This window comes from Bifidobacterium platyrrhinorum (assembly GCF_010667645.1).
Lineage (GTDB): Bacteria > Actinomycetota > Actinomycetes > Actinomycetales > Bifidobacteriaceae > Bifidobacterium > Bifidobacterium platyrrhinorum.
This window is the reverse complement of record NZ_WHZV01000005.1, coordinates 70047-85274: the sequence shown is the minus strand read 5'-3', so window position 1 is coordinate 85274 and position 15228 is coordinate 70047. Positions and strand designations below refer to the sequence as shown.

Sequence of the window (15228 nt, the reverse complement as noted above, 5' to 3'; positions counted from 1 at the left end):
TCAAGGTCCTTTCGGGTATGAAAAAGCCCCACGCCTGCAAGAGGCCGTGGGGCTTGAATTCGGTTGGATTACCGCCTGTCAGGCGGCGATCAGATAGAAGAGCGCGAGCAAGTCCAATAGGGGAGTCGCGGCGCTGAGAACGAACATGACGAGAAACCCGGCGAGGAGACCGCATACGACGGCGGTCATGCCCGCCAGCAGGTAGAGCACGAACCGTCGCATGGGTGCTCCTTTACTTGGTTTTGGTGAGGATGGGTGTGATGTCCGCGTCGACGGTGGTGCCGTTGCGGGCGACCACGCTGAGCGTGACCGTCGCGGGCTCGGTGAGCGTGAAGGAGACCTGATCCCCGTTGCTGGTGTTCACGGTCGTGCCGTCCGGCAGTATGGCCTGCGCGTACAGGTTCTTCACGTCGCCGGAGCTGGTGCCGGCGAACGAGTATTCGCCGGCCTCCAACTGGATGGTCTGGTTGACCCCGCCCCAGTCCGTCACCGTGCCCGTGGCGTGGATGCTTCCCGGCGTGGGGCCCGTCGTGTAGACGACGCCGTTTATGGTCTTCGGCAGCATGGAATCGAGGATGGGGAACACGCCGGCCGGGTAGATGGTGACGGGGATGGTCTTAACGACACCGCCCGTGGTGATGGTCAGGTGGGTGGTGCCGGGAGTGAGCGCGGAAACCGCGACCCCCCCCCCTAAATGTTTCGGACATGGTTTTCTCCTTCATGGGTTGGATATGGTCAGGATCGGATGAGGCGCGGGTGGAGGGTCGCGTCGACCGTGCTGCCGGGCTCTTCGGTGTAGATGCGCGCGGTCCATTCACCGGTCTCGGTGACCTCGAACCGGCCCGTGACCGGTTGGCTTGTGCCCGGGTCGCCGTTGTAGACGGCCGCGGTGGCGCCCGTGCCCGTGACGCCGGGGAGCATGAGGTACACGCCCGGGGTGAGGGTGATGGGTTGGGTCCACGCGGTCCATGCCGAGGGGGTGCCCGTGAGCGTGTACGAGCCGTTGGTGTCGGGTGTGAGGGTCACGCCGTTGCTCGCCCCGGCCTGGAATACGGGCCACAGGTTCGCTAACTCAAATCCCCCCCCCGCGAGGCCGGTGTTATCGGGCCGCATCCACGGCAATGCGGTCGCACCCTCGTTGAGTGTGATCCTGAGGTTGCCGGATACGGGGCCGGCGGCGCTGCCTCCTTTGTAGACGCGCAAGATCAGGGTCTTCATGCTCGCGTCCACGGTGAACGACTGGTTGTTCTTGCCTTGGTAGACGCCCGCGCCGCCGGTCGTGTCCGCCTTGCGGACGGACGCGATCATGGCCGACGGGACGCTGCCTTCGTAGGACAGTGTCACGGTCCTGCCGATGAGCATGCTCATGTCGAGCTCCCACTGGACGCCCTTGCCGACTTCCATGTCCCCGGTCGAGGTCAAATCGAGCGACCCGTCCGCGGCGACCGTGGCCTTGAGATTGTTGGCTTCGGCGGGCCCGTACGACAGGAGGTTTGTGGATTTCACGGTGACGGGGATGGTTTTGGTGATGGCGCCGGTTTTGAGGTTGAGGCTGGTGGAGCCGATGGTTTTGCCGGTGATTGATAACGCGCCCATATTGGGGCCTCCTTATGAAGAAAGCCCCAATCGGGGCTTTAGTTGAGTTTCCTGAGGATGGGGGTGATGGTCTGGTCGACGGTCTTGGAGGGCGGGACGCTGACGATCATCTGATAGTCGCCCGCCGGGATCGTCGCCCTGTTCGCGCTGGAATGGCTGAACAGGTCGACCGCGCCGTCAGTGGATTTGAGTTCGCAAAACAGACTGTCGCCGCTGCCATGCGTGTGTTCGAGCGTGTACTCGCCGGCCGGCAGGGCCATGGTGGTGCGGACGGTCGCCCACCCGGTCGACGTGCCCTTCGCATGCACGCGCCCGTCGCCCATGTCGGTGAATTCGATGCCGTTGACCGTGGCGGGCAGGGCGGGCAACGCCCATTTGTTCCCCCACACGCTGACCGGGATGGTCTTCGTCAGCGCGCCCGCGGTGATGGTGACGAGGGTGTCGCCCTCCTTGAGGGCGCGGACGCTAGCCCCCCCCCCTGAATGCTTCGCCCATATTGGGGCCTCCTTATGATGAAAGCCCCGTATGGGGCTTGCTTATTCGATGTATTCGCTGGTCTTCATGATGGCCAGGCGTGTCACGGTGAACGGCGTGGTGGTGAACACGCCGATGCGCATTTCGACCTGCGTGGCTCCGGTCAGCAGGACCGCGTCGAGCCGGTAGTGGCCGGGCGTGACCTTTTCGGGCAGCGGGAGCGTGGCGACGGGCTTGTACTGGTCGCCTACGGAGATGACCGTCATCAGGTTGGGTGTGAGCGTCGAGTCCGCCGTCAGCTCGGGCCCCGTGTAATCCAATCCGACCGTGACCTTGCTGCCGAATCCGGCTGGCAGGTTCACGCGCGCGGTGACCCGCTGGTCGGCGGCACCGGTCTTGCCAGTGATGGTCATGACGTTGCCGGCGATCGTGTACGACGGCAGGATTCCCGTGCTGTCGGAGGCCGCGGTGAACGTGGCTGTCGGCCAGTCCTTGAGCAGGTTCTCCCGCACGATGACGGGCACCGATTTCGCGACACCATTATCGGCCGTGAGCTTCAGACTCGTCTCACCCGGGACGAGGCCGGTTACGGCCACCCCCCCCCCTAAAAGATTCACTCATGATTACTCCTTGCTGTTGATGGTTGCGATGGTCTTGTCCTCGATGTCCGCGGTGAATTCCTGTGGCGCGTACGCGGGCAGGATGTTCACGTCGAGGGTCGTGGTTTCGCCCACGCGCAATGTCACCGGCTCCGGCGACACCGTGATGCCGGTCGGTTTCGCGTCGCCCACCACGGCCACCGTCCCGTCCCCGCTGGCGGCGGTGAACTCCTGCGACGCTTCCATGGGCAGGATTTTCACCTGCAAATTCATGGATTCGCCCGCGCGAAGGGTCACCGAGCCCACGGGCTTGCCCGCGTCATCCGATACGCTGACGGATTCCGGCGCGTACGCGGCCGCAATCGACAGGGCGGCGGACGTGAACCCCGCCACCCGTGCCGTGATCAACGCCGTGCCGCCGTGCTTCCACGTGACGGTGTTGCCCGACATGGTCGCCACGCTCGTGTCCAGGCTCGCCCACGTCACACCCCGGTCGGTCAGCAGGTCGGATTGGTGGCCGTCCGCGTACGTGGCGCGCGCAGCCAAGGCGACCGTGCCATCGACCGGCAACGTGGTGGGTGCCGGCTTGCCATCCGTCGAGAGAATCTCGATTTTGGTGACCGTGTCCGCGGGGGTGGCCCAGAGTTTGCGCCCGTTGTAGAGCGCGTTCCATGTCACCCCGTTCATTAATGGTTTGGCCATGCGCTGGCCGTTCAGGAACACAGCCATAGGTCACTCCTCAGCCGGTTCGCCGTCAACATCGGACGTCGACGGGATGGTCTCGCCGTCACCGGTCTGCGTGCCGGTGGCGCCGCCGTCATGCGTATCGGTGTCCGGCTTGGTCTCGTCCTCCACGGCGGTGATGTCGTTCTGCGCGGACTGGGCGCGATCCTGCACGCTCTGCACGGCCTTGTCGATAGCGGCCGTGGCCTCCGTGCTCTTCACGTCGATCTCGGTCTTCGTGGCGGTCACGTGCTCGCTGACCATGCCGGCGGTCACGGCCGCGTCGGACACGATGCTCGCATCGGACGCGACCTGCGCCTTCGTGGCAGTGACCATGGCCGCACTGGTCGCGGCCTGGGCCTGCAACTGTTCGATGGACGTGACCATTTCACGTGCCTTGCTTTCGGTCGCGCCCTCCGGGTACCAGACCAGGTAATCCGGGTAGCGTGCGCTCTCCTCCTCGGCCGCGGCCAGGGAGTCGACCGGGGGACGCATCTTCACCGGCTGCACGCCGTTCATCGACGAGGGCAGCAGCGTGTTCGCATCCACTTCCACAAGGTCCGCGTAGGCGACCTCCGTGGTGCTTTCCGGCACTTCCACGTACCGGGTCCACGCGAGGTTCGCGTCGTCCGACGGGCTGACCGTCACACCCCACACGAACAGGGCGTTCGTGGCCGCAAGGTCCACCGTGGCCGCGCCCTTATCGTCCAGGTCGACGGAACGCGGATACGGGAGGATCAGGTCCTTCGCCGTGTTGAAATAGCGGCGGACCGGCGTGAACGTGAGCTTGCCTTCGACCGCGGTCCCGTCGGGCTTCTTCACACTGAATTTGACATTCGTCATGGTTTACTCCTTACCAATGGTTTCGGGGGCGATGTCCGGGCGAAGCTCGTCCGGAAGATTCGGTTTCGGATGACGCGCGAGAAACTCCGGTTCAGCCAGTTCGCAGAAATCCTGCAACCAGTGGAACAGGCGACGCGTGTACCCTACGGCCGTGAAATACTTGCGCTGGACCTTTTCCAAGTGTTCGATCTGTTGTTCCTGATAGTCCACTTGGGTGCGCAACGATTCGACCGTCGCGCCCAACGTTTCCTGTATTTTCCGGGCGGCTTCGGCGGCGATGTTGTCGATGTCCGCTTCGGTCTTGTCCTTGTTCGCCCAGGCGCCGACGATGCCGCCGATACCGCCGCCGCCCAAGAGAGCGAGGATCACGGCGGTCCAGAACTCGGTGCTGGTGAACAATTCCTGGAATGGAGGCATGGGTTCTCCTTAGAGGTGGTAGAGGCGCGCGTAGCGGGGTACGCCGTCCGTACCCCATACGCTGTCGCGCCATTTGCGGCTGTTGCCGGACGAGTCGGTGCCGATGATGGTCATGCTGCCCCAGTGGTAGGTGAGCAGTCTCACCGTGTACGTGTCGTAGGGGAGGAGCACGGTGCCGGTGGTCACCCATCGCAGGGTGCCGCCGTTCTTCTGCGGGCTGGTGGCGTTCCAGTAGGCGGCGATCTTGCCGTCCGCGTCGCGGAATTCGAACGCCATGCCGTATTCGCCGGTGCCGTTGACCGCGGCCGCGACCTCGCACATGATCAGACCGCCCACGGTCAGGGATTGGGTTTTCTCCGCGAAACCGTCGGACGGTTCGTTGCCGGGGGTGCCGCTCCACGTGCTCGACCATGAGAACAGGGGGTCGCCGGCGCCGGGGCGGGCGAGGATGCCGGTGGCGATGCTCACGTGCGCGTACGTTTCGACCACGCACCGGTCCCCGACATGCGCGTTCGCGCAATCCCTCGTGGCCTGGATGCCGGTCAGGGTGCCGCCGCTCATGTCCACGTCGACGGTCAGATAGCCGCCCGCCCCATGGACCGCGCTGACGGTGCCGACCCGGACGATGGCGCTTTCCGCGCCACGGCTTTTGGGCATCATCTCGGCCAGCGTGGAGCCGGCGCGCATCAGGTCGGCGTTCATACGACCTCCTTGTAGGCGACCGGTTCGGACACGGTCGTGGGTTCGCCGGGCCGTTGGAACGTGCGCGCCTCGCATTCGATGGGAATGCCCGCGTCCAACGTGACGCGTTGCGTGCGGATCGCGAACCTTCCGGACACCTTGCCGGTCGGGTATTCCAGGTCGACCACGTCGGTCAGGTTCAACGGCGCGTACACGTGCGTGAACGTGACCCGGTGGATCACGGACTGTTCGGTGCGCAACAGTTCCAACGCCTTGTCGGAGGCGAGCTTGCGCCCCTGCTCGTCGGTCTTGACCTCGTCCGGAATGCTGGAGTACTCGTACGCGTGCGCGACCCTCCGGCCGCGGTTCACGGTGGAGAACTCGCTGTTCGGATCGTCGTCCACCGCGGACGACGAATACTCCTTGTCAGTGTTGTAGTAGGTGACCTTCACCACGTTCGCGACCTCGCGCAGGTCCCGTTCGTCGGTCATCGTGGTCAGGAACGTGGCGTTCGCGCCCTCGCGGAACGTCCATTTCGGACTTCGCTTCGAGGGTTCCACGTACTTCTGCAACACGACGCGGCCCATCTCGTCGGTGCGCGCGTTCGAATAGCCGGCCAAATCCAACAGGTCGTTGACCGCGTCCAGTTTGGTCGACCCCTTGTCCTTGTCCTTGTCGGAACGCAGGCCGAACGACCAGTCCTCCGACATGGTGTAGGAGCCGGGGTCGTAGGCGGCGACCTCGAGGTTGCAGCCCTTGAGGATGTCCGCCGCCGCGTCCACGGCCTTCCGTCCCTTGCCGATCTTGATGGGTGTTTCGAACATGTCGTCCGCGGCCTCCTGCAGCAGCCCGTACAGGTCGAGCTGCGACGAGGATTCCTCGCCGTTCACGCTGCGGGTCGGGATGTTGGGCAGGAACGTGCCCAACGCGACGCTTGTCATGGAACCGTCGTGCCATTGGCAGTCGGCCCAGATGCGCACCCGGTCGGTACCGAGGTCGGTCACGCCCTCCACGGTCAGGGAACCGGATTCGCAGATGTCGGTGTCCTGATTGCGTTCGATGCTGCCGCCGGACACGACCCAATCCAACCGGCTCGTCTCGTTGCCGGTCGAACGGCTGACACGCATCACCCGGTACGACACCTTGAAAGGTTTCGTCCAATCCGTCATCGCACGGGCTCCTCCCATGTCAGGCGCGTCAAATCCGCGGAATACTGGATGTCCTTGCGTTCCTTCACGTCAACGCTCACGGACTGTTCCGCCTTCACGTACGCCCTGAGACCGGAAGGCTCCCGGTACCATGCGTACGCGTACTCCTCGGCCAGTTCGAGGCATTTGAGATACCATTCCTGATCCCACTCCCACATGCCCGTCACGTTCATGGACCCGTCGGTCTGGTTCAGCTCGTAGCTGCTGGGGAACGCGTCGGCGCCGTCGCCCCTCGCGAAATGGAATTCGCTGGTCTGATGCGACCTCGTATGGGACACGGTCATGTCGTATCCGAACCTCAGGTACTGGCCCGCGTCCGAACCGAAGTTCAGAATGCCGAAATCGGCTTGGATGTTCGCGGTGTGCAATACGGTCGCGACGGCGCCGGACGCGGCGTAGGCGACGACCCGGTACTGGTAGTCGAGGTTCAACGGGGGCAGCACATCCACGGCCTGCTGGTTGTCGGTCAGCCGGTCGGCCATCAACAGTTCCGAACCGTCCGGCAGGATGCGGTGCACGCTCGCGTACAGGGTCTCCGGCTGGCTTCCCGTGGGGGTGCCGAAGCTGATGGTGATGTGCGCCGCGTACGCGTCGTCGGCTTCCACGACCACCATCGGGTCGGCCGGGGGAGTGTATTTCACCTCGCGCAGCACGCTCGTGCTCGCCGTCAGCGAGGAGCCGCCGCGCACCGCGACCGTGATGGTCAGGCGGGCGTTGTTCGACGGCAGGTATTTCGACGCGTTCACGACGAGGCTGCGTTCCGACGGGTCCACGAGCGTGGAATACTTCTCCACGCCCTCCGAGAGGATCGTGACACGCTGCTGTGAGACGCCGGTCTCGTCCGCCACGGACCATGCGACGGTGAACGGGCTGGCCGTGATGTCCCCGGATGGGGAGGTGACGACCACGCTCGGCGCGTACGCCACGGTGAACGTCACCCAATCCGACCATGCGCCCCAATCCTCGTGCAGACCCTTCGTGCGCACGCGCATCACATACGTGCCGGTGCCACTGATGGTTTGCTGCACTGTGGTCTGCGAGGACACGTCGGCCGTATGGGCTGTGCTTTCGCTCGTCGACCGGTATTGGACCTGGGCTGCGGATTGGGCGGAACCGTCGGGATGGTTCGGCTTCCACGCGAACGCGACCGAGGTTCCGGCCGGGTATACGCCATCGGCCGTGGGGGTGAGGATGGTGGGTGCCAGTGGCGGGGTGATGGTGGTGACGGTGTTGGATTCGGTCCATTCGCCGGTCAGGATGGTCTTGGTCGTGTCGTCCGAGTAGGCGGGGCGGATGACGCGTGCGCGGTAGGTGACCGTGCCTGCGGGCGGTTCGCTGTCGACGGTGGTGGCGGGCCATGTGGCGCCCGGCTGCCAGTCGTCCGTGACGCTGGTCCAGTCCGTGTCGAGGTTGCTTTTGCGTTGCAGTTCCAGCCGGTACGGGTACGTGTTGGACGCGTCGCAGGACAGGGTGACGCCCGTCTCGGTCTTGACGGCCGTCAGGCTTTTCGGCGCGGCGGGCGTGGTGTACAGGTACAGGAGGTTGACGTGGCTGGAGTCGCCCTTCTGGTTGCGTGCGTACAGGGCGTAGCCGATGCGCGTGTTCGTCTTCTGGCCGGTGGCCTTGTAGTTGACCGCGTTCCAGTTCAGGGTCGCCACGTTGCCCCAGCTTGCGCCGGTCGTGGCGCCGTCCGTGTACATGATGCGGTCGATGATGACCTGTTTCCACGGTTTGAGCGCGTTGTTGTCGTACGCGGCCTGCCAGGTGAGGTTCGTGGCCGTATCGTCCACGCGTGTCCAGGTGACGTTCTTCGGCGGGTTCGGGGTTTTGTAGTTGATGCCGGCGACCGGCACGCCCACGTTCGCGTTCGACGTGCCGGGATGTATGGAACCGTTCCATGCGATGGATGCGGAGCAGGTGATGTTGCGGGCGCCTTCGGTCTTGGCGACGCGCAGGTCGCCGGTCAGGACGGTGGTCTCGCTGTTGTCGATGTACCGGTTGCCGGAGTTGTTCGTGTGGTTGACCTGTTGGCCGTTGATCCACACGGTCGCGGCGACCCAGCCGGAATAGTTCCAGTGTGCGGCGATGGACTGCCATCGCGCCTCCACGTGGATCACGTCCGACGTGTCGTCGGACGAGGTGACCCATGCGGCCACATGGCACCGCCAGTAACCGACCACATTGCCATAACCGTCAGCCATGAAACCTCCCGGAAATCAGAGGGAGCCGACCCCATGAGGCCGGCTCCCGCAACCTTTTCACCTGACGCGCATGTTGCGCGTACGCCCCGCCACCTGGATCACGGTCTGCACCGCGTCCACGATCTGACGGTCCGAAGCACGCACCCCGTCGATGCTCACATTGTTCGTGATCTGCGTGCCCTTGGAATCATCGGGCAGTTCGACCTTGACGACCGGATTCAACTCGATGTTCCAGGACATGTCGCCGGCCTTGACCCTGCCGCCGGTCGCGTACGCCTGATTGCGACGACGCGCGTTCAACGCGAACGCGGACGGGCGCAAGGCCCTGTCCACGTCGCCGTACGCGTTCAACGCGTTCAGGAACGAACGACCGTACTTCGCATCCAGCTTGCGAACCGAACTGGCCCTGAGCACCATCTCACCGTTCGACAACCACGCCGGAATCGAATCGGACGTAGCCGTGCCCGGGCCGAGGATTCGACCGCCGGTGGCAAGATGGCCCGACGACGGCGAGCCGTGCGTGATGAAGTTGGTCACGATGCTGATGGTCTTGGAAGCCAAACCGCCGATTGCGGAAGACAAGGACTTCACAGCATCAAGCCCACTCACCTTGGCGGCGATGCGGGACTCCCGGGATTCCGGGACGCTCTTGACCGCGGTGGCGGCGTTCTTGGCCGGAGCGGACGTATTATCCAATCCGCGCAACTGGGAGTCCCACTGCGGAGGAATGTTCCTAACGGAACCGTCCGCGTTTTTCGCCGGCGCGGATGTGCCGTCATATCCGAACATCGAAGACAGCCACTCCTGAGGAATCGCCACCACGGCCGTGTTCGCGGCGTTGGCGACATCGGCGGTATCGCCGGACGCGGCCAACAGGGTGCCCCACTGGGTCGGGATCAGCCATATCGCCTGCTTCGCGGAGTCCGCGACAGGCGTCACCTGGTCGTCTCCGGTGATCGCCACCTTCGACTCGGCGATGGTCTGACCGTCCTTTTCCTTGTAGGATGCGAGCGTCACACTGGCCTCGTCGTCGTTCGCGGTGATGTCGAATGACGCGCCCTTCGCCAGCGGTACCTTCTTCCTTTGGATGTCCTCCATCGGTTTGGACGCGCCATCGGTCGCCTCGATCATGAACCTGATCGTGTCCTTGCTCAACCCGGTCAGCTTGGACACGTTCTCGATGGCGGCGTCCACCTCGGCCTTGGAATGATCCTGACCGTTGATGATGATGTTGATGTCATCGGCGGACGCGCCGAGCTTGGTCAACGAGTCCTGCGTCTGGTCGATGGTGAGTTTCGCGTCGCCTTGCGCTTGCAGGATCATCTGAATGGTCTTGCCATCCAATCCGCTTGCGGACAATGCGGCCACGACCTCGTCGATGCGCGGGGACGCAAGGTCCTCCGCGCTCAGCGTGGTCTTGTAGTTCTCGCCGTCGAATTCGATGCCCAACTGGTTGATGGTCGACATCTGCAACAGGGCTTGTGTGCCGTCGGCGGTGACCACGGCCTGATAGTTGCCGGTCGTGTATTTCTGCACGAGCTGCTGCAGGCCGGTGATGTCCGTGACCGCGCCACTGGTGATCGCGTTCACGATCGCGTTGTAGATGGCGTCGCCCTTGCCGTCCGGGAACGTGTCCCGGATGAGTGCGAGATACTGGAGCAGTTCCAGTTTCGCGTTCTCGAAGTGGGCCTTGAACGTGGTCTCCACTTCGGATGGGGTCATCATGTACTGGTCGGTCAGCGCTTTCGCCGCATCGGCGTTGCCGGTCATCTGCAATGCCGTGTTGTAGAACGATTCGCGCATCTTGTCGTTCTTCGCGTTCACGTCATCCAGCGAGTCGCCGGATTCGATCATCGCGTTCACGTAGCTTTTCGCGTTCGTTGCCAACGTGCCCAGCGCGTCCGACGCCAACCGGCCGGCTTCGGTCGTCAGGTTGAAATCGTTCGCCTGATCGTCCCACACCTGTTGGCCCTGCGCCGCAAGCGCGTTCACCTGCTTGATGGTGTCGCCCATGCCGTCCAGCGTCTTCTGGTAGAGGGAGCCGGCGGAACGTGCGGCGATCAACGCGTTGGAATGATTCTGCTGGTTCTGGGCGGCGAGTTTCAGGCTGGTCGCGTAGTTTTCGGCCTTCTGCGTTGCCGACTGGGTTTTGGCCGCGATCTGGTCGTAGCCTTCGCCCATGTCGTACAGTTTCTGCACGTACGCTTCCGTATACCCGTTGTTCTTCGCCGTGGTCTTGGCTTCCTCCAAGGCCTGATCGTTGGCTTTCTTGGCGGCGTCCGCGACCTTGTTGACCGCATCCATCTTCTCCTTGTCGATTTTGATGGATTTGCCGGTCTCGTCGCGGTTCTTTAAGGCCTCCTTCCGGTACTGTTGCAGTTTCTTGGTAAGTGCCGCGTACTGGTTTTTGCCGCCGGCCACGGATTTCGCCATGTCGTCCAGGCTGAGCCCCAGTTTCGACGCCGCGGATGCGGCATCCTTGAACTGGCCGTAGAGAGCCCCGCCCGTATGGGACGCCATCCACCCCTGAAGCCCGTCCTCGCCGAAGTTCGGATCCTCAAGGTTTTCCTTGATGGCCTTGCCTACGACGCCCAGCGAGCTCGCCGTGTCCTGCGCGGACGTGGCGATGTTCTTCATCGCGTCAGCCACGTTCTGCGAAGCGGTTTCGGCGGATTGGGCCTTGAGGCTGTAGTCGCTGATCGCGGTGGTGACGAGCGCCATGCCGGCGGTGACGGCCAATCCGGCCGGTCCGCCGAATGCATCCACTATCAGCCCGCCTGCGCTTTTCGCCAGCGAGCCGGCCGACTTGAACGCGCCGCCCACGGCGGACAGACGGCCCGCGTTCTTGGACGCGGCCTCGCCAGCCTCGCTCAGGCCGGATGCGGCTTTGCGGGAACTTGACGTGATGACCGTGGTGGATGATTCCACCTCACGACCCGCAGCCGCCACGCCCTCCACCTTGGCGGTCGCCTCCTCGGCGCTGTCGCCCAACTGTCTCACACCTGTGATGCTGCCGCTCAGCGCGCCGGACACCTGCCCGCGACGCAGACTGTCCATCGCCGCGACGAGTTCGCGGAACCCTATGGCAGTCTGCTTCGTGGTCACGCCCAACTGCTGCATTGTCGACTTGTACTGCAGCGTCTGCTGGATGTTCTGCAGCATGCCGGTCTTCAGACTCGTGATCGCGGTCTTTCCCGCACGGCCGAACGTGACCCACAGGCCAGCAGCGGCCTTCACCGGTTCCGGCAGACTGTTGAACGCCTCCGAGATCGAGGACGTGGCGGAAGCGATGACGCGCAGCATCGGGCTTGCCGCCTTCAACGACGCGGCGAACGTGCCTCCGAACGTGTCCGCCAGCGAGCCGACCATCGACAGCAGTTCCGAGAACACTGGGCCACTGTCACCGATGGCGTCCATCGCCCGGGACCAGCCGGACGCGATGCCGTCCGTGAAATCACGGATACCCGCACCGCTCGATGCAAGCAGTTGGCTGATGTTCTCCATCGTGGAACCGACCACACGCCCCGCGCCCACGAACGCGTTGTACACCTCGTTGCGAAGCGAATACGCGTCCTCGCCGATGCTGGAGAACGAGTTGCGTACGATGCTTTGCGCGCGCTGGGCGCCGTCGATCCACGCGGTCAGCGAATCCTGGAACCGGACGCTGTTCACGGCCTTGTCGGCGGCCTCCAACGCTTCGCTGAATCCTTGGATGCCGTTCTCGTATTGGGCGAGCGTGCCGAACACGCCGCTGAAGATGCCCTTCAGGGAGCCGATGGACGAGCCGAGATACCCGGCCTGTTCCTTCACGCCCTGCATGGCGGATTCCACGCGCGCGTTGTCGGATTCGACCTCCGCGGCCCACATGGCGAAATGGGTCAGGTTCTGGCTGATCCAGTTCGTCAACTGGGGCACGTACTGTCCGCCGACCCTGCCCAGCGAGGTGAACGAGTCCACGACCGCTTCGACGCCGGGCCGCAGGTTGCGTACCGCGTCGGTCGCGTGGTCGAGCATCGCGTTGATGCGGCCCGCCTCGTTCGCCCGGGTGATGATGTCGGCCATGCCGGCGGCCATGCGGCCTTCCTCGGCGGACACTTCCGCGAGATTGCGGACGAAATCGCCGCCCAACGTGTTCGACATGCGGGTGATCGCATCCGTGGCCTCATCCCAGAACGCGTTGCCGACCGTGGACTGGAGGTCCTTCAATGCGGTGTTCGCGAGTTTGAACCGGTCGCCCGCGACCTGCGCGGCCGCGTAGATTCCGTAGAATCCGGCGGCCACCGTGCCCAACGCGGCGGGGGCCGCGTACGCGGCCTTCGACAGGCTGACGAGGCTCTTGCCCACGCCGCCGATGGAACCGGCCAGGTTCGTGGCGCCGGCACCCACCGCCATGAGCGCGCTGCCCCACAGGGCGAACTTCGGGACCTTCGTGTCCAACGAATCCATGAGGTTCACGAGACGCTGGAACTGGTTCTCCACGCCCTTCAAACCGGTCGAACCAGAGAACATGCCGGCGAGGATCTTGCCCATGTCGGTGCCCTTGAAGTTCGCGAAGATGTCCACCGTGCGCGGACGCGTGAAGTACGCGAGGTGGGCGCGGGCCAACGCGGTCTCAAGATCGAGGTCCATCTTGAGCTCGTCGTTCTTCTCCCGGAACTTCTTCAGCTTCTCCTCGGCCCGCTTCATGTCGAGCTCGAGGTTCGCTTCCAGTTCGACGGCGCGCTCGGGGTTCGCCTTGATTTCAGCGGCGACCTCGCGCATCCGCTCGATGATGCGCTTCTCGTCCATCTCGAAATCGACCGGCACATCAAGCCGCTGGTGCTTCAACTGGTCGAGACGCTTCTCCAGTCGTTCCGCGTCGTCCTTCCAGCTGTCGATGCGGATTTTCAGCTCATATTCGCGGTCAAGCTCACGCGCAAGGGATTTGGCGTCGTAGAGAACCTTTGCGTAGGTTTTATCCCAGCCGAGCGTGTCGAGGGAGAACTTCGCCCTGATGGGGGATTGTTCCGCGAGTTTGCGCAATCCGGCGATATGGTCGCGTGCCGCGTTGATTCGCTTGCCCATGTCGCCGAACTCGTCACTCAAGCCGAGCCCGTATTTCTTGGCCTTCTTGAAATGGTCGATCAGCGAATCAAGTTCACCGTTCTGTTCGTCGAGGCGTTTCGTGAGCTCGGCGGTCTGAGCCGCGTTGTCGCGCAACGAGGATTTGCTGAACGCTTTCCCCATTGCGGTGCGGGCTTTCGCGTTGCCGCGCATCGCGTTGGTCGTATCATCGAACGCCTCGGCGAGCATGGACTGCGTGCGTGCGGTCTCCGATTCGGATTCGCGTAGCTGCTTCAGCTCCTTGGCCGCATCATTGGACGCGGATTGGAGATTATGGAGGAACGTGAGCGGGCCGGAATGGTCGAACGCCATGCGCGTCTGTTCGGCGGTCGCGTGAATCTCCTTGACGAACTCCGCGCCAGCCTTCCTGAACAGATCGAGATTGCCGGAGACCGCTTTCTCCACGCCCGCGTTCAACGGCTTCAACGCCTTCTCAGCGTTCTTCGCCGTCGAATCCATGCTCTTCTGGATTTTCGCCAGGCTCTTGTCTATCGCGGCAGAGGTTTTCTGGGTCTCACGCTGCACCTTCTGCAACGATTTGACGGCAGCGTCCGTGCTCTTCTCATACTGACGAAGTCTCGCCTTCTCGGTGGCGATACGCTCTTCGGCGGCTTTCGCCGCGTCCTTGTCGCCCTTCGCCTGGGCGGCGGCCAGTTCCTTTTCGGCTTCGGCGAGACGCTTCTGGGCCTGCGTCGCCTGAGAAGCCCACGCGCCACGCTGCTTGTTGGTGCGGGTGACGGCTTCGGCCAGACGTTTCTCATTGGCGACCTGCTCGTCGGTCAGTTTCTTCTGTTCGGCCGCGAACCGTTCCATGTCGGCACGGGTCTTTGCCCACAGCTCTGATTGCTTCGAGGTCAGATCGTCTAACGTCTTCTGATAGGCGGTGTTCTTCTCACCGAGGGCCGCATACTTATATCCGATGGCTTCAAGCTGGGCTTCGACCCTGTTCGACGGGGCTTTGATGTCGAGCGAGTCATGGGTCTTCGCCCACTCGTCGCGCATCCGCTTGTTGGCGGCGCCCCAACCGTCCTGCATGCTCTTCAACCCGACGAGGAACGGTCGGGCGTCGAACTTCGCGGCAGACTGGGACTGCTGCTGGAAGCGCCGCATCTGCTTTTCGGCGGCATCCATCTGCTGTACGTACTTGTGCAAGCCGGAATAGTCGCCGTCGACCTTGATGGTGCTGGTGAGCGTCTGCCCGTCGAGATGGTTGAGCTGGGCCTGCGCCTTGCCCACGTCCCGCGTGTCCACGTCCACGTGCACTTCGGGATGGCGGGAGTGGAGTTCCGCGTTGAGGATGGCCCAGAACCCACTGGTGTCGGGGACGACGTCGACGCCGACCTCGCCGGCGGAATACAATGCCATGGTGGGCCTCCCGGAGAA

The 15228-nt window shown here is 63.7% G+C and carries 12 protein-coding genes; all 12 read right to left on the bottom strand.

Annotation, left to right across the window (positions count from 1 at the left end; translation table 11 throughout):
• Window positions 1–78: 78 nt before the first annotated feature.
• Complete coding sequence (locus tag GFD21_RS06900) at window positions 79–222, bottom strand: hypothetical protein (RefSeq protein ID WP_163197235.1); 144 nt, start codon at window positions 220–222, stop codon at window positions 79–81.
• 10 nt (window positions 223–232) lie between these two features.
• Window positions 233–565, bottom strand: coding sequence for a hypothetical protein (locus GFD21_RS06895; protein WP_163197233.1), 333 nt, complete (start codon window positions 563–565; stop codon window positions 233–235).
• A gap of 170 nt (window positions 566–735) precedes the next feature.
• Window positions 736–1596 carry a hypothetical protein gene (locus GFD21_RS06890; RefSeq protein WP_163197231.1) on the bottom strand — a complete coding sequence of 287 codons (861 nt, stop codon included), beginning with the start codon at window positions 1594–1596 and terminating at the stop codon, window positions 736–738.
• Between the two features lie 38 nt (window positions 1597–1634).
• Window positions 1635–1985, bottom strand: a complete 351-nt coding sequence (locus tag GFD21_RS06885) for a hypothetical protein (RefSeq protein ID WP_318643740.1) — start codon at window positions 1983–1985, stop codon at window positions 1635–1637.
• A gap of 147 nt (window positions 1986–2132) precedes the next feature.
• Window positions 2133–2666, bottom strand: a complete 534-nt coding sequence (locus tag GFD21_RS06880; RefSeq protein ID WP_163197229.1) for a hypothetical protein — start codon at window positions 2664–2666, stop codon at window positions 2133–2135.
• A gap of 27 nt (window positions 2667–2693) precedes the next feature.
• Window positions 2694–3398: an Ig-like domain-containing protein gene (locus GFD21_RS06875; protein ID WP_163197227.1), complete on the bottom strand. Its 705-nt coding sequence runs from the start codon at window positions 3396–3398 to the stop codon at window positions 2694–2696.
• A gap of 3 nt (window positions 3399–3401) precedes the next feature.
• Entirely contained in the window at window positions 3402–4235 is an 834-nt protein-coding gene (locus tag GFD21_RS06870; RefSeq protein WP_163197225.1) for a hypothetical protein, read from the bottom strand.
• Between the two features lie 3 nt (window positions 4236–4238).
• Entirely contained in the window at window positions 4239–4652 is a 414-nt protein-coding gene (locus tag GFD21_RS06865) for a PRTRC system protein E (protein ID WP_163197223.1), read from the bottom strand.
• Between the two features lie 9 nt (window positions 4653–4661).
• Window positions 4662–5354 carry a hypothetical protein gene (locus tag GFD21_RS06860; RefSeq protein ID WP_163197221.1) on the bottom strand — a complete coding sequence of 231 codons (693 nt, stop codon included), beginning with the start codon at window positions 5352–5354 and terminating at the stop codon, window positions 4662–4664.
• Window positions 5351–6502, bottom strand: coding sequence for a hypothetical protein (locus GFD21_RS06855; protein ID WP_163197219.1), 1152 nt, complete (start codon window positions 6500–6502; stop codon window positions 5351–5353). Before GFD21_RS06855 ends, GFD21_RS06860 begins: the two co-directional genes overlap by 4 nt.
• Complete coding sequence (locus GFD21_RS06850) at window positions 6499–8742, bottom strand: fibronectin type III domain-containing protein (RefSeq protein WP_163197217.1); 2244 nt, start codon at window positions 8740–8742, stop codon at window positions 6499–6501. The genes GFD21_RS06855 and GFD21_RS06850 overlap by 4 nt, the downstream gene beginning before the upstream one ends.
• Before the next feature lie 57 nt (window positions 8743–8799).
• A complete protein-coding gene (locus GFD21_RS06845) occupies window positions 8800–15210 on the bottom strand; it encodes a hypothetical protein (protein WP_163197215.1) in 6411 nt (2136 codons plus the stop codon).
• Window positions 15211–15228: the final 18 nt, after the last annotated feature.